We start from the raw sequence: 19,302 nt of genomic DNA on the forward strand, positions 1-19,302 counted from the left end.
TATGAATACTCCCGCCACTTAATTTTCTAGCGAAAATTTGAAGTGGGGGTTTCTAACGTATCGAACATTTCTGAACGCTTAACGTTAGTGGAGTTGACACATTGGCGGTCTAAATACGCCCAACTCCTCTATCCCATCGGTCTTGCCTTTGGGACTTCTTTTAATAAGCCTACTGCAACATTTTCACACGTTGTGCTAGTCATGTATCACGCATCTTCGGTTTCTCTAGGCTTGAACATTTTACGCAGCAGAGCGTCTTTTCCTGCTACAACCTTATATGTTCAGTTTTCAATGAGCATGTACAAGGATGTACAAGGATGTACAACTATTATTATATCATTTATTACGTACTTGTGTTCGTAATAAATGATGGAAATTCACCCCCTCCCTACTTATTGGGCGATCGTCCTTCACATTCCTTGAGGAAGGGGTACTCTTTCCAAAAATGATAGATTGTTGTAGAGGTTGACTTACTAGAGTCAGTCTCTTTCTTTTTTGTTTGCATTTCTTTTGTTCTACGTGACGTTTATCACAACAGCTGTTCCTTCAATTTTTTATAATACAAATAGCAGCAAGTTAATTATTAAAAATGAAGGTGAAACAGATGAAGAAGCTTCTTCTCCCGAAACAGCACGGGGCGTGGGTAATGGTAAGTTTGCCTTACTTAATTGGCGTAATTGTCGGTGGGCCAAAGTGGATACACCTGCCGCTTTTTATCGGGTGGTTGTTTATTTATATTGCGTCACATCCACTTATTTTAGCGTTGAAGCAAAAGGAAAAGCGTGCTGACTATTTAAGATGGGTGATTCAATACTTAGGAACAGCGGGATTGTTTTTAGTTTATCCACTCCTTAATAATCCACGGCTTTTGTTGTTTGGTTTCATTTTACTGCCGCTGTTTGGTATGAACATATTTTTTGCGAAGAAGAGAAAGGAACGAGCTTTTCTTAACGATATGAGTGCGATTATCGGGTTATGTTTAGGAGGAGCGGCGAGTTATGTTGTCGGCAGCGGAGAATGGAATGAAACAATGCTTGTCATTTGGGGTGCCTGTATTTTGTTTTTTACGGGAAGTGTCTTTTTTGTAAAAACGATGATTCGCGAAAAGAAAAACCCGCGATTTAAATGGCTTTCCTGGGGGTATCATGGGGCACTGCCTGTTATTGTTTTTATAAGTGGGTTCTCACTATTAGCTTTGACGTATGTTCCGAGCGTAATTCGTGCAATCGTATGTTACGGAAAACCGATGGCGCCAAAACATATTGCTATCGTTGAATTTACAAATTCAGCTCTTTTTTTAATCGGTATGCTGATTTGGCTTTATTAATTTTTATCATTTGGAAAGGTGGTGAACGATTGTGAAAAAAGGTGAATCACTTTGTTATGATTGCCTGCAAAACATGTCATTATCTTATGCGTTAAGACCGTATTTAGAGTATCATCAAGGAGTAAGAGTACATCTTTGTGAACTCGCGCGTTGTTTAGCACAGATTGAAAGCGGGCGTGCGGACAATTTCTCTTCCTATATCACAAAGCTTGAGCGTTTTGCAAGAGTACTAAAGCAGGCCGTTCATGCGGAAGAGGCCATCTTATTTTCATTTATTACGGAAGAAATCGATTTTCATGAACCAGTAGATTTTTTGCAAAATGAGCATAGGCTTATGAAGCAGATGGTTGATGATCTTATATTTGAAGGGACAATTCTTTCTTTATCAAAAAAAAGAGAGGTCACCTTTCAAAAAGCATTTATTGGGCGAAGTTGGCAGATGGTTGACTGGCTTCGGCAGCATTTATATCAAGAAGAGCATGGATTATTTTCAATTGTTGATTATCGGTTAAACGATTTACAAAAACATAAGTTGTATGAGCGTACGAAATGCTTAAATTAAAGAGAATATAGTTAAGTTGAGCAGCCTTTGTAATCATTGGCTGCTTGTACATTATTTAGCAGATGATACGAACAAAGGCTGTCTCATTGGGAATAGATCCTAATGAGACAGCCTTTGTTCAGTTATCATTTTCTTTTGATGAATTAATGTGTTAGCGCAAGACAAGCACATATAGTTCTCGTTTAGTAATTTCGTCCCGCTTACAACACCATTTTTTGCGTAGATGCATTTTTGGCAGCAGCTGCACAGACTAACGAATTTTTTTATAGATATCTTCTTTTTTGTAATCATTCGTAACAGATCATCTTGTTTTTCAAATTCCGCGTGTTTTCGTAACCCCATCTCAAAAACGTCCTTTTACTTATTTTCTTTTCATAAAAATAAATTTCCTTATCAAGCAGTATAGCAAGCCTTTCATTTTAAAGATGTGATATGACTCACAGGATAAGGAGGAAAGTTAAGAAAAAAGCGGAGAAAATCTGCCATTTATTGAACAAATCGTGAACAGTGTTATGTGTGTGAAAAATATCACATCAACAGCTCCATTGATTTTTTATGATGTAGGTAACAACAAATTAAAAATGAGTTTTAACTGAATGGAGGTTGTTCACATATGGCACAAGTAGTAGGAAAGTGGAATCCTGAAGATACACGGTTTTGGGAACAAACAGGGAAAAAGGTTGCCAATCGAAATCTTTGGATTTCCGTATCAGCGTTGTTTTTATCATTTGCAGTGTGGCAAATTTGGTCTGTTGTTGCTGTTAATTTAAATGATGTAGGCTTTCGTTTTTCAGAAGGTGAGCTGTTTACGCTTGCAGCTTTACCTGGATTAATTGGTGCGACTTTTCGAATCTTTTTTACGTTTATGCCGGGTATTGTTGGCGGACGGAACTGGACTGTGATTAGTACAGGGGCATTATTAATTCCGGCAATCGGAATCGGAATTGCGGTTCAAAACACGGAAACCCCTTTTATGACGATGGCCATCCTTGCGGCGCTTTGCGGGATCGGCGGAGGGAATTTCTCCTCATCTATGGCCAATATCAGCCCATTTTTTCCGAAAAAATCAAAAGGAACAGCAAATGGATTAAATGCCGGTCTTGGAAACCTTGGTGTTAGTGCGGTGCAGTTTATTACACCGCTTGTGATTGGTTTAGGTTCAATTGGGATGTTAACAGGAGGGGGCCAGTTTTTATCAGATGGTACAAAAGTGTTTATTCAAAATGCAGCTTTTGTATGGGTGATTCCAATTGCTGTTGTTACTCTTTTAGCGCTGTTTGGGATGGATAACCTTCCAGGCACAAAACAAACGTTTAAACAGCAAGCGGTTATTTTTAAAAACAAGCATACATGGATTATGACATGGCTTTACACAATGTGCTTTGGTTCTTTCATTGGTTACGCAGCAGCATTTCCATTATTAATTCGTTCTGAATTTCCAGAGTTAAATGCGATTGGTCTTGCGTTTTTAGGACCACTTGTTGGGGCAGCAGTAAGGCCGGTTGGTGGTTGGATTTCTGATAAAGTCGGAAGTGGTGCGCTCGTTACATTTTGGGATATCGTTGTCATGATTGGTGCGACATTTGGGGTTGTTTATTTCTTGAATGCTCATAACTTTACAGGTTTTCTAACGATGTTTATTGTGTTATTTTTCACAACTGGGATTGCGAATGGTTCAACATTCCGCATGATTCCATTTATTTTCCCAGAAAAACAGGCGCCGCCAGTTCTTGGGTTTACGGCAGCGATTGCTGCATACGGCGCATTCTTAATTCCGAAAGTATTTGGCTGGTCGATTAGTACAACAGGTGCGGCAAACTTAGCGCTCTATTTATTTATCGGCTATTATGTGATTAGTTTAATTGTTTGTTGGGTGTTTTATGCTAGAAAAAATGCGGCTGTAAAGTGTTAACGGTTTAAAATTAGTTGGCTTTAAAGTGAATTATGTCACAGATCCCCAGCTTGTCCTTCCGTTATGATGCAGATAGTAACGGAAGGAGAAATACTCCAAATGAATAAAAAGAGGGGGACTGAAAATGAGGGGACAAACATCTGCATTGGTATTTTCCACATTGGCAATGATCGCTGCGTTTGCGGCATGGGCGATTATATCGCCAATGGCTTCAACACTGCAGGAGATGTACGGCTTAACCACTATTGAAAAAAGTTTTCTTGTTGCCGCACCTGTGCTGTTAGGGTCTATTATGCGGATACCGATGGGGATTTTAACTGATCGACTTGGCGGAAGAAAAGTGTATACGATGACGATGTTATTTTTAGTACTTCCAATGGTTGGTGCTGGATTTGCCAATTCCTATCAGATGCTTCTAGTTTGGGCACTTTTTATCGGAATGGCTGGGACAACGTTTGCGATCGCGATTACGTACGTATCAAGATGGTACCCTTCTGATAAACAAGGACTTGTATTAGGAATTACGGGGATGGGGAATATCGGGACGGCTATTGCTGGATTTGCGATTCCAACGATTGTGGCGATGTACAACATTTCATGGGCATTTTGGAGTGTAGCGGCAACTGTAGGAATAATGGCGGTTATTTTTTGGTTTAGCACAAAGGAGCTGCCAAAGCCAAAAGAAGGTAAAACATTTAAAGGAGCACTGTCTGTTTTAAAATTTAACGAAACATGGATTCTTTCGTTGTTTTACTTTTTAACATTTGGCGGTTTTGTTGCTTTTAGCATTTATTTGCCAACATTAATGCAGGACTTATTTGCGATTAGTGCAGTCGATGCAGGTCTTCGTGCAGCCGGGTTTGTTGTGATTGCGACACTTGTTAGACCAATTGGCGGCCACCTTGCCGATCGGCTTCGGACAGGAAGGTTGTTAACAGTTATTTTTAGCGGAATTTTCATATGCGCCTTCGTACTTGCCTTCTTAATTAATCATTTCCCATTATTTAGTATTGGCTGCTTAAGCATTGCCTTTTTAGTTGGGGCGGGAAATGGGGCAGTATTTAAGCTCGTACCCGAAATTTCCCCAGGAAATACTGGGGCTGTCACTGGGATTGTCGGAGCAGCTGGAGGACTCGGAGGATTTTTTCCGCCGATTGTACTTGGAGCGATTCGCGATCTAACAGGAAGTTATGCTTACGGCTTTGTACTGCTCGCTCTGTTTACACTTCTTTGTTTAATTATTAATATAAGGAAATTTGATTCGAACAAACATCAGCCAAATCAGGTGAATATAAGGTTTTAAGTGAGCAGGATCCTCTTAATAAAAGCTGGACAATTTAGAAAGGAAGAACGTGATGAGTGAGAACGATCATGCTGTCGTAATCGGCGGCGGAATTACAGGACTGTCAGCAGCCTTTTACTTACAAAAAGAAGCAGAGAAAAAAAATCTACCGCTTATGATTTCGCTTGTTGAAGCAGGTGAAAAGCTGGGCGGAAAAATTCAAACAATCTCTCATAACGGCTTTTTAATTGAGAAAGGGCCGGACTCTTTTTTAAAGCGGAAAACAAGTGCAGTTGATCTTATTAAAGAAGTGGGACTTGAAAAAGAGCTTGTTACAAATGAAACAGGGCAGGCTTATATTTTAAAGGGAAGTGAGCTTTATCCGATTCCAGAGGGTGCAATGATGGGAATTCCAACGAAGATGAAGCCGTTTGTACACTCGCGTTTGTTATCGGTAAAAGGGAAAGCGCGCGCTGCATGTGATTTAGTGATTCCTCGCGCTGAGGTGAATGGCGATCAATCTGTTGGCAGCTTTTTTCGCCGACGGCTCGGAAATGAGCTTGTGGATTCGTTTATTGAGCCGCTTTTATCCGGCATTTATGCGAGTGATATTGATGAGCTTAGTTTAACAGCGACATTTCCACATTTTCAGCAGCTTGAAAAAAAGCACCGCAGTTTAATTTTAGCGATGCAGCATAGCCGTCCTTCTAAACAAGCAGGAAAAGACAAAGGTCAATTTTTTACATTGAAAAGGGGGCTGTTTTCACTTGTTGAGGCGTTAGAAGAACAGCTTTTAAAAACGCAGCAAATTTTAGTTAATACGGCCGCTGCCTCTATACAAAAAGAAGGAAAACAATATAATGTTCATTTAGAAAACGGGAAGAAACTAAGAGCAGATGCGGTTGTGATGGCATCTCCGCATCATGTGTCTGGAAACCTTCTTAACCAATATGATTTTATGAGAAATATTAAGAAAATGAAAGCAGCAACAGTAGCGAATGTTGCGCTCGGATTTTCAGAATCAGACGTCACACTTGATCAAGACGGTACAGGATTTATCGTTGCAAGTAAGGGTGAATATAATATCACGGCTTGTACGTGGACACATAAAAAATGGCCGCATACCACGCCAGAAGGAAAGGTACTGATGCGCTGCTTTGTCGGTCGTCCCGGTGAGGAAGAAATCGTGCAGCAGTCAGACAAAAAAATTGTCGAAGCAGTTTTAAAAGATTTAAAGAAAGTGATACCAATTCGAAAAAGTCCTGCTTTTTATTATGTGACTCGCTGGAATGAGGCGATGCCGCAGTACAGTGTTGGTCATCAAAACATGGTCGCAGATGTAAAAGAAAAGCTAAAAGAAGAAATGCCTGGCGTTGTTTTAGCTGGTTCTTCTTATAATGGTATTGGTATTGGGGATTGTTCTGCACAGGGTAAGCAGGCCGCAGAATATGTTTTGGAACACTTAAAGCAAAAGAAGCTGTTTCATTAATGGGGTCTCCCTTAATGAAACAGCTTCTTTTTCTAATTAATTAAACCACGGTAGTAAACGCTTCAGCCAGCCTTTTTCTTTTTTCGGCGCCTTTTCTTCTGGGAGCGGTTCTTCATGAATATGTTCTTCACAATATTCGGTTGGTTCTGTGCCTTCTATATAATAAGTAAGCCGCTGTACAGGACAGCCTTCTGAGGCAAGCAGGCCGTTATCAGGGTTTACCATTACACCGACAACCCCTTTTGGAGGTTTGAAGGAAGCGGCAGGTTTATCTTGAAGCGCATCTTCCATAAATTGTGCCCAAATTTTCTTTGCGTATTTTCCGCTCATATTATCTAATGTTTTGCCTTGATCATAGCCAATCCAAACGCCTGTAACAAGCTGTGGTGTAAAGCCGATCATCCAGCTGTCCATCGATGTTGTCCCAGATTTTCCAGCTGCAGGGCGGTGAAGGAAGTTTTTAATGTTTGCGCCCGTTACGCCGGCATAATCGTTTAAGTTTTCATCAAACATTCCTGTCATCAGGTGCGTCATGACAAAGGCACTCTTTTTATCAATGACTCTTTCACGGGTTAGTTCCCGCTCGTAAAGGACATTACCGACATGATCAGTTACTTTTGTTACAAAAGATGGCGGAACTTGAAAGCCGCCGTTTGCAAATATACTGTATGCGTTTGTCATTTCAAGAATGCCAACAGGCTTTGTGCCAAGCGCAAGAGAAGGAAGCTCGGCAAGCGGACTGTTAATTCCAAATACTTTTGCGGTATTGATTAATTCATCTAAACCGAGCAGCATATGTGTTTTGACCGCAAACACATTATCAGATAACGCCAATGCTTGTGCGAGCGTAATAAAGTCATTGGCATAATGGTTGCCGTAATTATGCGGTGTATATGTTTCTTTGTCATCGTTATAACGAAACGTTGTTTTCTCGCTCCGCAGCAGTGTAGATGGCGTAAAGCCTTTTTGTAAGGCCGCATAATATAAAAATGGTTTAAACGTACTGCCGGGCGCTCTTCTTGCTTGTGTAGCCCGGTTATACTGACTTTTTTGATAATCTCTTCCACCAACTAATGCTTTAATTTCGCCGTTTCTCGGATCGATTGCCACAAGGGCCGCTTCAAGCTCGCTTTCTTTTCCAATGGTCGTTTCAACCCACTTTTCCGCTTTTTCCTGAAGAACAGGATCGAGTGTTGTATAAATGTTTAAACCGCCTGCTTCACTTGCTTCAGGATCTAGGTTTAACTGCTGTGCAACTGTTTTCTTTACTTCATCTAGAAAATAGGGGGCGACTTTTTCTTTCGGTTGATCATGAGAAACGAATGTGAGTGTTTCTTTTAAAGTATCTTTTTTTTCCGCTTCGGTAATAAAATTCATTTTTTCCATTGAACTTAAAATGATGTCTTGGCGATTTTCGGCATTTTCCTGATTAAGATATGGTGAATAATAAGCAGGACCTTTTGGAATGCCGGCTAAAATGCTTGCTTCAGCGAGTGTTAATTCAGCCGCCGTTTTATTAAAATAATAGTTTGCGGCTGCTTCAATGCCGTAAGTGCCATGTCCGTAATAGATCGTATTTAAATAACCTTCTAAAATTTTATCTTTCGGATAATTCATTTCAAGCTTCATCGTATACAGCGCTTCGACCGCTTTTCGCTTCCATGTTTTATCATGACCTAAATATAAATTCCGCGCATACTGCTGGGTGATCGTACTGGCACCCTGTACTTTTGCCATTGCTTTAATGTCAGCGATGATCGCACCGGCAATTCGTTTAAAGTCAAATCCGTTATGATCATAAAATTTCCGGTCTTCAATTGCGATTGTTGCATGAATCACATTTTCAGAAATGTCATCAAGTCCGACCCAATAACGGTTTTGGCCGTTTTGATGCTTTTCGCCAATAATTGATTGATCGGAGCCATAAAATGTAGTTGTTTGTGTTACCCTAAGTGGAGGAGGTCCAGAGAGTTTCACGTACATAAGGAGACTTCCAAGCATAAAAAAGCCTAACACTGCAAAAATAAATGCAATTCTTAGACCGATGCGAAGCCAAGGGTTTTTGATCGGATACGATTTAATTTCCAACAGCGTTCACCTCCACATTCTCTCATGTTTAGTATGGAAAAATTTGTGGATTTTTAAACATCATGAGAACGTTTGGTAATGCTGAAAAATTTTCTTTGCTTTTTTCATATCTTCTACTATACTTTTCTTGTTTGGTATTTATTGAACAGGCTATAAAGGGTAATAGAATGCCTTTGAAGATAAAGAGCAAATTAAAATTAGGAGTGATAAAAATGGAATTATGGTTTACGGAAAAACAAACAGAAAGCTTTGGAATTACAGCGAAAATTAAGCGCACGTATCATACAGAACAAACAGAATTTCAAAAGCTTGATATGATTGAAACAGAAGAGTTCGGCAACATGCTTGTCTTAGACGGCATGGTGATGACAACGCAAAAAGATGAGTTTGTGTATCATGAAATGGTGGCGCATGTACCATTATTTACACATCCAAACCCGAAAAATGTTCTTGTTGTTGGCGGCGGTGACGGTGGGGTAATTCGTGAAGTGTTAAAACACCCTTCTGTTGAAAAAGCAACACTTGTTGAAATTGATGGAAAAGTAATCGAGTATTCTAAACAATATTTACCGGAAATCGCTGGCGAGTTAGACAATCCGCGTGTTGATGTACAAGTAGATGACGGCTTTATGCATATCGCCAAAAGCGAAAACGAGTATGACGTCATTATGGTTGATTCAACTGAGCCTGTTGGACCTGCGGCAAACTTATTTACAAAAGGCTTTTATGCAGGAATCGCAAAAGCGTTAAAAGAAGACGGTATTTTCGTTGCGCAAACAGACAACCCTTGGTTTAAAGCGGATTTAATTACGCAGGTAAACAAAGACGTAAAAGAAATTTTCCCAATTACGCGTCTTTACACAGCAAATATTCCAACCTATCCAAGCGGCATGTGGACATTTACAATCGGTTCGAAACAGCATGATCCATTAGAAGTTTCTGAAGAACGTTTCCATGACATTGATACAAAGTATTATACAAAAGAGCTTCATAAAGCATGCTTTGTGCTGCCTAAATTTGTAGCGGATCTTGTAAAGTAAAGGAGTGACTGGAATGCGTTTTGATGAAGCTTATTCAGGAAATGTGTTTATTTTAAGCAATCCAACGTTTGAAGAAAGCGATGCAGTTATTTACGGGATGCCGATGGACTGGACGGTAAGCTTTCGTCCTGGTTCACGTTTTGGTCCGGCAAGAATTCGCCAAGCATCACTTGGTCTTGAAGAATACAGCCCCTATGCGGATCGTCATTTAGAAGAAGTGACCTATTTTGATGCCGGCGATATTCCGCTTCCGTTCGGAAATCCGCAAAGAAGCATTGAAATGATTGAAGAATATATTGAAAAGCTTCTTGATGCTGGAAAGTTCCCGCTTGGTCTTGGCGGTGAGCACCTGGTGACATGGCCAATTATTAAAGCTTTTCATCGTAAATATGATGATCTTGTTGTGATTCACATTGATGCACATGCCGATCTTCGCGAGCAGTATGAAGGCGAGCCGCTGTCTCACTCGACCCCTGTTCGAAAAATTTGTGGCTTGATTGGACCTGAAAATGTATACTCATTCGGAATTCGTTCTGGGATGCGCGAAGAGTTTCAATACGCAAAAGAATCGGGCATGCACATGTACAAGTTTAACGTGGCAGAGCCGTTAAAAGAAGTACTTCCAACACTTGCAGGACGCAATGTGTACGTTACAATTGATATTGACGTATTAGATCCAGCACACGCGCCTGGAACAGGAACAGCAGAAGCGGGCGGAATTACATCAAAAGAACTTCTTGAGGCGATTACGATGATTTCAAACTCTGATATTAACGTAGTAGGCGCTGATTTAGTTGAAGTCGCTCCTGCTTATGATTCATCTGAACAAACACAAATCGCGGCAAGCAAGTTTGTGCGTGAGATGCTGTTGGGATGGGTGAAGTAGTTTTTTTAGGGGTCAGACCCCGCAAAAAGACATTTCCCTTGATTTGTCCATTTGGAGAGGACAAAATGAGGTGTGAAAGATAAAAAACGAGCGTACAAAAGACGCTCGTTTTTTATATTTATAAAAATAGGCTTCCCGCACCTGCTGCGGCAAGAACAACAGCCCATGGAGGCAGCTTCCAATAAACAAGGAGAGTGAATGCTGCGAGTGCAAGGGAGAAGTCAACAGGTGTTTTCACAGCGCTCGTAAAGACAGGGTTATAAAGTGCGGCGAGTAAAATTCCAACAACGGCCGCATTAACGCCAAGTAAGGCCGACTGCACGCGCGGATGGCTTCTTACGGTATTCCAAAACGGCAGCGCGCCAATAATAAGCAGGAATGATGGGAAGAAAATCGCAAGTACTGCAATAAGCGCTCCCTGCCAGCTGTTAATCATCGCTCCTAAATAAGCGGCAAACGTAAAGAGCGGCCCTGGTACAGCTTGAGCGGCTCCATATCCAGCTAAAAATGCTTCCGCTGAAATCAAGCTTGTTGGGACAACTTCACGCTCAAGAAGCGGTAATACAACATGACCGCCCCCAAATACGATTGAACCTACGCGGTAAAAAATATCAAAAAGAGCGAACAGCTCATTTTCAATAACTTGACGTAAAAGCGGGAGAATAATGAGCAAGCTAAAAAATAATCCCCATGCAGTAAGGCCGATTTTACGACTAATGGAAACATGCAAAGAAGGTACATCAGGTGTTTCTGCTTTTTTGTAAAGAATCACACCTGCAATACCGGAAGCGATAATTAAAACGATTTGTCCAAACGCAGTCGGCCATACTAATAAGAAGATCGCCGAGATTACAGCAATCGTAATACGCGGAAGATCAGGTGTTAATTTTTGACCCATTCCGACTACAGCTTGTGCGACAACGGCAACGGCAACAATTTTTAAGCCATGAATCCAGCCTGCACCGTCTAAATGAAAGGTTTGATAAAAATAAGCAAATAAAACAAGGGCAGCGACAGATGGAAGCGTAAAGCCGATCCATGAGATGACCCCGCCTAAAATACCGCCTCTAAGCATCCCGATTGCTATACCAACTTGACTGCTCGCCGGTCCGGGGAGAAACTGACAAAGCGCGACTAAATCAGCATAACTTCTATCATCAAGCCATTTTCGCTTTTCGATATATTCATTGCGGAAATAACCTAAATGCGCAGCAGGACCGCCAAAGGAAGTAAGACCAAGCCGTGTTGAAATCAGTAAAATTTCTAATAAGGTTTTTAGGTTGAATGATTTTTTTTCCACGTTCCTGTACACCTTTCTTTTTCTAGTTAATTGTTTCGCTCATTTAAGTATATAGGATATTTGTTAAGGCAATGTAAAGGGATTATGAAAAGAGGTTTGTCTCAACAAAAGGATATTTACCCCTATTTATATATATGAGGAGGGCAAGATAGTTTTATAAATTAGATTTTAATATGAGGCCAATATTGAGGAAAGCTAAAAAGGATTCGATAAAGAAGTGGAATTTTTGTATACTTTCATTCTAAATAAGAATAAATACGGAAAGAAAAACAAGTGATACATAAAAAGTTCTTCCAAAAACATAAGGGGCGGTTGTAAATATAATCTGAGGGAGAGAGCAGGAAATGAACCTTTTATTTCGTAAAGTCGAAGAACAAGACTGGCACCGTATTCGTGATATTTACAAACAGGGTATTGAAAGCGGGCAGGCAACATTTGAAACGAAAGTACCGTCTTGGGAAAAATGGATCAGCAGTAAGAAGGCTGAATGTACGGTCGCGGCCCACACTGATGAGAATATAATCATTGGCTGGGCGTCCGTTAGTCCTGTTTCACATCGGGAAGTGTATCGAGGTGTTGGGGAAGTGAGCGTCTACGTTGATGCTGATTATAAAGGAATAGGAGTCGGCTCTGCCCTTCTGCATCAATTAATTCAGCTTTCAGAAAAACATACATATTGGACACTGCAGGCTGGAATTCTTGAAGGAAATGAAGCAAGCATTGTCCTTCATCAAAAGCACGGTTTTCGAATTGTTGGCAGACGTGAACAAATTGGAAAGTTAAATGGGAGGTGGATTGATGTGCTTCTGTTAGAAAGAAGAAGTAAAGTGGTCGGAGTAGAGGACGCTGACTTCGCCAAAGGGCATTTTCACTGATTTGTTCACGAGCATTCAAACCCCGCTTATATGAACGGATTAAAACACCCCATTGAAGCGGCTTAATAGAATCGTTATAATAGGAGAGTTAACGAGTTTTCATTGATAGGAAGTGCTTACTATGCAGGAAAAGTCCCAGCCGACACCGATTGTATTAGAGGTTGTGACGGTCATTAAAGATGGAAAACGAAAAGAGAAGAGTGTCATAGAGGCAAAAGGGACGCTCTATGAAAAAGCGGATGCAACATTTATTATGTATGAAGATGAATTAGAAGTTGGCAAGGTGAGCAATACTGTTAAAATAGTAAATAATGATATTACGATTATTCGCCGCGGCGCCGTGTCGATGCGGCAGCATTTTGTGCAGGGAAAGCTAACAGAAGGCGTCTATCAAAGTCCGCTCGGTACAATGGGGATGATGACGAAAACAAAGCAAATAAACTTTCACTGGAATCCAAAAACACATTTTGGCAAAGTGGACTTATCATATGAATTAACATTACAAGATCACAATGTTGGCACACATACGGTCACATTGAAAATGAAAGGGGCACACTAAAGATGACGATTGTGGAGCAGGTCAAGGAGCGTTTAAAAGAAGAAGTTGTTTCAGCTGTTATAAAAGCAGGTCTTGCTGAAAAAGAACAAATTCCTGATGTTGTCCTTGAAACACCAAAGGAAAAAACACATGGCGATTATGCGACAAACATGGCGATGCAGCTTGCGCGTATTGCGAAAAAAGCACCGCGTGCGATTGCAGAGGATATTGTTGCAAACTTTGATAAAGAAAAAGGATCGATTGAAAAAATTGAAATAGCAGGTCCTGGATTTATTAACTTTTTCATGGATAATTCATATTTAACAAAATTGATTCCAGCGATTCTAGATGAAAACGAAGCATACGGCACGTCAACGCATGGTGAAAACAAAAAAGTGCAAATTGAGTTTGTATCGGCAAACCCAACAGGAAGCCTTCACTTAGGACATGCCCGCGGTGCGGCGGTTGGTGATACGCTTTGCAATATTTTAGATAAAGCAGGCTTTGATGTGTCGCGTGAATATTACATTAACGATGCCGGCAACCAAATTCATAATCTTGCTCTTTCTGTTGAAGCGCGTTATTTCCAAGCATTAGGGAAAGAGTGGGACATGCCTGAAGACGGCTATCATGGCGCTGATATTATTGAATTTGGAAAAGATCTAGCAGCAGAATATGGTGACAAGTTTGTGACAATGGATGAAAAAGAACGCTATGACTTTTTCCGTTCTTACGGTTTAAAACGTGAGCTTGCAAAACTTCAAAAAGATTTAGAAGAATTCCGCGTTAACTTTGATGTGTGGTATTCGGAAACTTCTCTTTATGAGTCTGGTAAAATTGATGACGTGTTAAAAACATTAAAAGAACGCAATGAAATTTATGAAGAAGACGGTGCGACATGGTTCCGTTCGACAACATATGGCGATGATAAAGACCGCGTCCTTATTAAAAATGACGGTTCTTACACATATTTAACACCTGATATTGCCTACCACCAAGATAAATTTAAGCGCGGCTTTGAAAAGCTAATTAATATTTGGGGTGCTGATCACCACGGCTATATTCCGCGTATGAAAGCGGCGGTGCAGGCATTAGGATATGCATCGGAGCAGTTAGAAGTACAAATTATTCAAATGGTAAACTTGTTTAAAGACGGCGAAAAAATGAAAATGAGTAAGCGAACAGGGAAGGCTGTTACGCTGCGTGAGTTAATGGAAGAAGTGGGCCTTGATGCAATGCGCTACTTCTTTGCAATGAGAAGCTCTGATTCTCATTTAGATTTTGATATTGATTTAGCGGTTTCTCGCTCAAATGAAAATCCTGTTTACTATGTTCAATATGCGCATGCGCGTGTATGCAGCATTTTACGTCAAGGCGAAGAAATGGGCTTATCTTATGACGCGGAAGCTGATTTATCTCTTCTTTCTTCTGAAAAAGAAATTGAGCTGTTAAAGAAACTTGGCGAGCTTCCTGAAGCGGTCGTTGAAGCGGCAGATAAGCTTTCACCGCACCGTATTACAAACTATGCGTTTGAGCTTGCTTCTGCTCTGCACAGCTTTTATAATGCAGAGCGTGTGCTTGATCCTGAAGATAAAGCAAAAAGTGAGGCACGTTTTAAATTAATGAAAGCTGTACAAATTGTGATTCAAAATACATTAGCAATTGTCGGTGTTTCTGCACCTGAAAAAATGTAAGACAAACGATAAGCGCCCTCGTCGATTCATATTAGAATTGACAAGGGCGCTTATACTATTTCTTCACTCATCCTAATTACAGATACTCCTTTCACTCTCTTTCAAACAATTCTTACTGTGCTTTGATTAAAAGATTTTTAATGATGCTCTTTCTTTTTTATACCCAGCGTTTTCTTTCACGCTTTCGCCTATCGCTACGTCATTGGCACCACCTTTTCGTTTAAGATTTTGAAATGAAATCCCGTGTACATAAGGCTTGTACACTTCGCCTATCGCTACGTCATTGGCACCACCTTTTCGTTTAGATTTTGAAATGAAATCCTGTGTACATAAGGCTTGTACACTTCGCTACCGCTATGTCATTGGCACCACCTTTTCGTTTGGATCTTAAAATGAAATCCCATGTACGAGATGCTCTGTACATTTCGCCTATCGTTATGTCACTGGAACCAACCTCTTTCTTTAGGAATTCTTTCTCCCATGTTTCGGTTAAGAGATTCACTCCTTTCTATGTAGTGGTTGTTGGTTACTTCTTGATTTTAGTATACTTAATACTTTTTATATTGTAAATATTCGAAAAATTTAGATTTAGGTTATTTTTAGGTATTTATCTCTTTATTTCTCTCTTTTTCTATGAATTTCGCCTTTTTTCATAAATTTTAAATTTAAATTTCAGCAAATTAAAATGGTGAATGGTTGTTTTTTGATTCAAGCAGGGGCAGAAGAAAACTAAATGAATTCAACAGCATATATGAGGTACCAGAAGTTAGTGATTTCGAGGTAAAAGTAAAAAAAGCATCTGCCTTACTGTGTGGAAGCCGATACTTTTTAAGTCTTTATTTTCTTAATCCAAATCACTAACAGGAGAAGACTTGGAATGATTACTTGAAAAAGCGGGTGAACGTAAGTGCTGTGAACCTCAGCACCAAGCCAGCGTTGAAAGATGATGCTTGGGAAAATCGCGAGACTGAATCCAAATAAACAGATACCTAAGGGGAAAAGAATCCATCTCATTTTTTTAATAGGAAATAAAGTTTGAATTAAAACGATACAGGCATAGAAATTAAGTGTCATTTTAAAAAAACCGCCAATAAAAAAGGTCATAAGTGCTAATGCGTCAATATTTTTTATAAAATCTCCAATATTAATCATCGATGTTACTCTTCGCAGGGGAACGGTGCGCTGTGCGGCACTTTCTGGCCCTAGTGTTGTAATAATTAAAAATAATGAACATGTTAAAATAATGCCTGACATCGTAATCGCAGCAAACGATGTTTTAAACAGTCCTTTTTTTTCTTTTACATTATGCCAAAGAAAAAGAAATACAACCACTTCACCAAAAGGGAAACTTACAACCTTTGGAATGGCTGCATGAATAACAGGCATGATGCCATGTTCTAATACCGGCTGAAGTCTCGCTGTTTCGACATCGCCTGATAAAAGAACAAAACAAAAAATAAGTGCAATAAAACTTAGAAAGTAAGGAATGAAGATTTCGCTTGCTCTTGCGATGATGGCAATGCCAAGATAGGAAGCATAAAGCATTAACAGCAAACTTACAAGAAGGACAACTTCGAGCGGTGTCTCTTTTAAAGCAAGAAGAACTGTCACCTCGCCAAATTCCCAAAAGTTAAAAGAGGTGTTTACCAAAAAATAGAGAGCATAGAAAAACACTAAAACACTCCCCAGACCTTTTCCCAATACTGTTACTAAAATATTACCTAAATGCTGATCTGGATATGTTTGTTGAATGAAGTTGTACATCCAAAGTATCCCCCAGCCTATTACCATTGCAATCAAAATCGCGAGCCATGCATCTTGCTTTGCTTTAATTCCTACTGCAAATAATGTGGTGCTTCCAACCTCAAATAAAACAATAAGGGTAAAGATTTGTGTTTTGCTAATTTTACTCATCTAAACAAAATCCCTTTTTATGAGAATAGTAATTGAATTTATTTTTTCCTTAAATGAAAGCTTGTATACTGTTAATGAATCATAGTGTTTAGTAGGAAGAATGACTTATAAAATATTACATTTATTACATAACCCCTCCTTTTCCCGCCCAAAACGTAACATACATTACACACTTTTTCTTCTCATTGTAATGGGCTTGTTATATTGGATTGTTACAATGGGTCTCGTAAAGAAAAAAAGGAGGCATTACCTTGAAAAAATCTGTACTAGCATTAACAGCAGCAGCAACATTAACAACGGGGTTTGCGGGGGAAGCTTATGCAGAATCGTATCGCGTAAAAGCAGGCGATACATTATGGAGTATTGCCAACAATCATTCTACTACAGTCGATCAGGTGAAAGCGTGGAATAATCTTTCATCTAACATCATTTATCCAAATCAAGATTTAGAAATTTCTGAAGGCAGCAGAAAAGCAGCAGTTAATCATACAAATACTTATGAAATTAAAGCAGGCGATACTTTGTGGAGTATTTCACAAAAATTTGGAGTATCAGTGAGCGATTTAAAAGCGTGGAATGGTCTGTCATCTGACTTAATTTACGCTGGTCGTTCATTAAATATAAATGGAAGCGGTAGTGCCCAAGCCCAAGTAAAGGCAAGCACACATGTTGTTCAAAAAACATCGAATCCAGCCCCGGCGTCACAAGAAAAACCGGCAGCAGCTGTAAAAGAAGTTTCCGTAACAGCAACTGCTTATACAGCATACTGTACGGGATGCAGCGGCGTGACTGCAACAGGGGTTGATTTACGATCAAATCCAAATCAAAAAGTGATTGCGGTTGATCCAAATGTGATTCCATTAGGATCAGAAGTATATGTAGAAGGTTACGGTCATGCGATCGCAGCCGATACGGGCGGTGCGATTAAAGGAAACCGAATCGATGTGTTCATCCCAACAAAAGATCAAGCCTTTGATTGGGGCGTTAAAGAAGTAAAAGTTCAAATTTTAAATTAAACGAGAAAAGAAGAGAATCTCTCATGGAGAGGACTCTTCTTTTTTTACTGTTGAGAGCAGTCGTTTTTATTTATTGCAAAGATTACTATTTTCCGCAAGCTTCATGACAGCCTTTAGAAGCGATTCATCTTTCTAAATAACCCGAGTTTTTCTTGAAAAGTTCGGGAATAATGAAAACAACATAATGTTGTGGAAAGGGGAATTTAGATGAAAGAAATTTTACTCGCACTTCTTGCTGGTTTAATTGTTGGATTTATTTTTGCATTTTTAAAGTTGCCAATTCCTGCTCCACCGGTACTTAGTGGAATTATGGGGATTTTCGGCGTTTATCTCGGCTATCAAATTTTTCAATGGCTTGCACCATTATTTAGTTCTTCACCGTAATGATGCCGCCTTTTGTTCTCGTAAAACCGCGCTTTTTGCCAAGCTCCTCCACGAGCTGCAGCATGGCGCGGTCTTTTTGTTTTGCTTCAATCATGACGTCAATATTTTGACCTCGTTTTTTTAATGCTTCAAAAAATGGCATTGCAAATTCAAGGCTTACATGTTCAGCATGATGACGAAAAGCGCTTTCTGATTTAGGTGATGAAAGATGGACTTTCGGCGTTAATCCAACTGTTTCCCAAGTGTTAAAAATGCGCGGTAAAAGCTCTTCATAGGAAACAGCACTTATATTGGCTTCATGATGATGATAATCAAATACCATTGGAATCTTTGTTTTTTCGCAGATGTGAAGCGTTTCTTCTGCTGTATATGTTTTATCATCATTTTCAAGCGTCATACGCTTTCGGATGTCGTTTGAAAGTGTTTCAAGATTTTTATAAAACCGTGCAATCGCCTTTTCTTTATCACCATACGCGCCGCCAACGTGAATGTTAATAATCGCTTCTTTTTCTAGTCCCATTGCTTCAAGCATTTCATAATGATAGGTCATATCTTTTACAGCATTTTCGGTGACATGTGTTTTGTCGCTTGTAAACAAAGTAAACTGACTCGGATGAAAGCTTACTCTTAAGTTGTGCTTTTTGACAAGCGCACCAATTTCTTGAAACAGTTCTTGAAACGGGGTTCGATAATCCCACATCACCTCAGGATGCGTTGCAAGTGGAATAAGAGATGACGACATCCGGTAGAGCGGAATTTCATGGGCAATATTATAATGAAGAGCGCGGATGGTGCTTTTTAAATTTCGTTCTGCCGCTCCGTGAAGCTTTTCTTTTCGTTCTTCTTTCGTAAGTTTTTTCCACTGTGTAAATGTAACGTTTCGGGCTGGGCTTGCTTCCCATAATGATAAGGCATGAGAAACATAGCCAAAGCGAACAAGCATAGTGATCGTTCCTTTCTTTTGATATCCAGCCTCAGGCGCCTACCCCCTCGAG

At 39.9% G+C, this 19,302-nt stretch carries 16 protein-coding genes; 12 read left to right on the forward strand and 4 right to left on the reverse strand.

Features of this window, described 5'->3' with window-relative positions; genetic code table 11:
- Positions 1-604: 604 nt before the first annotated feature.
- From DS031_RS15005 to hemY, 5 genes are all read left to right on the forward strand, one after another.
- On the forward strand, positions 605-1,327 hold the full coding sequence (locus DS031_RS15005) for a YwiC-like family protein (protein WP_113806891.1): 723 nt from the start codon (positions 605-607) through the stop codon (positions 1,325-1,327).
- 31 nt (positions 1,328-1,358) lie between these two features.
- Positions 1,359-1,889, forward strand: a complete 531-nt coding sequence (locus DS031_RS15010) for a hemerythrin domain-containing protein (protein ID WP_113806892.1) — start codon at positions 1,359-1,361, stop codon at positions 1,887-1,889.
- Positions 1,890-2,502: 613 nt separating this feature from the next.
- Positions 2,503-3,801: an MFS transporter gene (locus DS031_RS15015; RefSeq protein ID WP_113806893.1), complete on the forward strand. Its 1,299-nt coding sequence runs from the start codon at positions 2,503-2,505 to the stop codon at positions 3,799-3,801.
- 124 nt (positions 3,802-3,925) lie between these two features.
- Complete coding sequence (locus tag DS031_RS15020; protein WP_113806894.1) at positions 3,926-5,104, forward strand: MFS transporter; 1,179 nt, start codon at positions 3,926-3,928, stop codon at positions 5,102-5,104.
- A 52-nt stretch (positions 5,105-5,156) separates the two neighbouring features.
- Complete coding sequence (gene hemY, locus DS031_RS15025; protein ID WP_113806895.1) at positions 5,157-6,572, forward strand: protoporphyrinogen oxidase; 1,416 nt, start codon at positions 5,157-5,159, stop codon at positions 6,570-6,572.
- Between the two features lie 36 nt (positions 6,573-6,608).
- On the opposite strand, the gene DS031_RS15030 is transcribed toward hemY, so the two are convergent.
- A complete protein-coding gene (locus DS031_RS15030; protein ID WP_425451974.1) occupies positions 6,609-8,663 on the reverse strand; it encodes a transglycosylase domain-containing protein in 2,055 nt (684 codons plus the stop codon).
- 209 nt (positions 8,664-8,872) lie between these two features.
- Here DS031_RS15030 and speE point away from each other — a divergent pair, with 209 nt between their 5' ends.
- Positions 8,873-9,700: a polyamine aminopropyltransferase gene (speE, locus tag DS031_RS15035; RefSeq protein ID WP_113806896.1), complete on the forward strand. Its 828-nt coding sequence runs from the start codon at positions 8,873-8,875 to the stop codon at positions 9,698-9,700.
- Between the two features lie 13 nt (positions 9,701-9,713).
- Positions 9,714-10,586 (forward strand): agmatinase, encoded by an 873-nt coding sequence (gene speB, locus DS031_RS15040; RefSeq protein WP_113806897.1) that lies wholly within the window; start codon positions 9,714-9,716, stop codon positions 10,584-10,586.
- Positions 10,587-10,704: 118 nt separating this feature from the next.
- On the opposite strand, the gene chrA is transcribed toward speB, so the two are convergent.
- Complete coding sequence (gene chrA, locus DS031_RS15045) at positions 10,705-11,886, reverse strand: chromate efflux transporter (protein ID WP_245947461.1); 1,182 nt, start codon at positions 11,884-11,886, stop codon at positions 10,705-10,707.
- Between the two features lie 344 nt (positions 11,887-12,230).
- Between chrA and DS031_RS15050 the strand changes: the two genes are divergently transcribed.
- From DS031_RS15050 to argS, 3 genes are all read left to right on the forward strand, one after another.
- Positions 12,231-12,761: a GNAT family N-acetyltransferase gene (locus DS031_RS15050; protein WP_113806899.1), complete on the forward strand. Its 531-nt coding sequence runs from the start codon at positions 12,231-12,233 to the stop codon at positions 12,759-12,761.
- Between the two features lie 121 nt (positions 12,762-12,882).
- A complete protein-coding gene (locus DS031_RS15055) occupies positions 12,883-13,320 on the forward strand; it encodes a YwiB family protein (RefSeq protein ID WP_113806900.1) in 438 nt (145 codons plus the stop codon).
- A 2-nt stretch (positions 13,321-13,322) separates the two neighbouring features.
- Positions 13,323-14,993: an arginine--tRNA ligase gene (gene argS / locus DS031_RS15060; RefSeq protein WP_113806901.1), complete on the forward strand. Its 1,671-nt coding sequence runs from the start codon at positions 13,323-13,325 to the stop codon at positions 14,991-14,993.
- Between the two features lie 828 nt (positions 14,994-15,821).
- Here argS and DS031_RS15065 read toward each other — a convergent pair.
- Positions 15,822-16,907: a GerAB/ArcD/ProY family transporter gene (locus tag DS031_RS15065; protein WP_113806902.1), complete on the reverse strand. Its 1,086-nt coding sequence runs from the start codon at positions 16,905-16,907 to the stop codon at positions 15,822-15,824.
- Between the two features lie 251 nt (positions 16,908-17,158).
- Here DS031_RS15065 and DS031_RS15070 point away from each other — a divergent pair, with 251 nt between their 5' ends.
- Complete coding sequence (locus tag DS031_RS15070) at positions 17,159-17,923, forward strand: 3D domain-containing protein (protein ID WP_113806903.1); 765 nt, start codon at positions 17,159-17,161, stop codon at positions 17,921-17,923.
- Positions 17,924-18,130: 207 nt separating this feature from the next.
- Positions 18,131-18,307 (forward strand): XapX domain-containing protein, encoded by a 177-nt coding sequence (locus DS031_RS15075; RefSeq protein ID WP_113806904.1) that lies wholly within the window; start codon positions 18,131-18,133, stop codon positions 18,305-18,307.
- Here DS031_RS15075 and uvsE read toward each other — a convergent pair.
- Positions 18,291-19,250: a UV DNA damage repair endonuclease UvsE gene (gene uvsE / locus DS031_RS15080; RefSeq protein WP_113806905.1), complete on the reverse strand. Its 960-nt coding sequence runs from the start codon at positions 19,248-19,250 to the stop codon at positions 18,291-18,293. The genes DS031_RS15075 and uvsE overlap by 17 nt on opposite strands.
- Positions 19,251-19,302 lie beyond the last annotated feature (52 nt).

Source organism: Bacillus taeanensis (assembly GCF_003318295.1).
Classification (GTDB): domain Bacteria; phylum Bacillota; class Bacilli; order Bacillales; family UBA6769; genus Maribacillus; species Maribacillus taeanensis.

What these genes read in the sequence shown, in the direction of transcription:
- DS031_RS15065 (WP_113806902.1), bottom strand. Translation starts at nt 16,907, where the DNA reads ATGAGTAAAATTAGCAAAACACAAATCTTTACCCTTATTGTTTTATTT.
- DS031_RS15015 (WP_113806893.1), top strand. Translation starts at nt 2,503, where the DNA reads ATGGCACAAGTAGTAGGAAAGTGGAATCCTGAAGATACACGGTTTTGG.
- DS031_RS15020 (WP_113806894.1), top strand. Translation starts at nt 3,926, where the DNA reads ATGAGGGGACAAACATCTGCATTGGTATTTTCCACATTGGCAATGATC.
- DS031_RS15055 (WP_113806900.1), top strand. Translation starts at nt 12,883, where the DNA reads ATGCAGGAAAAGTCCCAGCCGACACCGATTGTATTAGAGGTTGTGACG.
- DS031_RS15005 (WP_113806891.1), top strand. Translation starts at nt 605, where the DNA reads ATGAAGAAGCTTCTTCTCCCGAAACAGCACGGGGCGTGGGTAATGGTA.
- hemY (WP_113806895.1), top strand. Translation starts at nt 5,157, where the DNA reads ATGAGTGAGAACGATCATGCTGTCGTAATCGGCGGCGGAATTACAGGA.
- DS031_RS15050 (WP_113806899.1), top strand. Translation starts at nt 12,231, where the DNA reads ATGAACCTTTTATTTCGTAAAGTCGAAGAACAAGACTGGCACCGTATT.
- speE (WP_113806896.1), top strand. Translation starts at nt 8,873, where the DNA reads ATGGAATTATGGTTTACGGAAAAACAAACAGAAAGCTTTGGAATTACA.
- argS (WP_113806901.1), top strand. Translation starts at nt 13,323, where the DNA reads ATGACGATTGTGGAGCAGGTCAAGGAGCGTTTAAAAGAAGAAGTTGTT.
- uvsE (WP_113806905.1), bottom strand. Translation starts at nt 19,250, where the DNA reads ATGCTTGTTCGCTTTGGCTATGTTTCTCATGCCTTATCATTATGGGAA.
- speB (WP_113806897.1), top strand. Translation starts at nt 9,714, where the DNA reads ATGCGTTTTGATGAAGCTTATTCAGGAAATGTGTTTATTTTAAGCAAT.
- DS031_RS15075 (WP_113806904.1), top strand. Translation starts at nt 18,131, where the DNA reads ATGAAAGAAATTTTACTCGCACTTCTTGCTGGTTTAATTGTTGGATTT.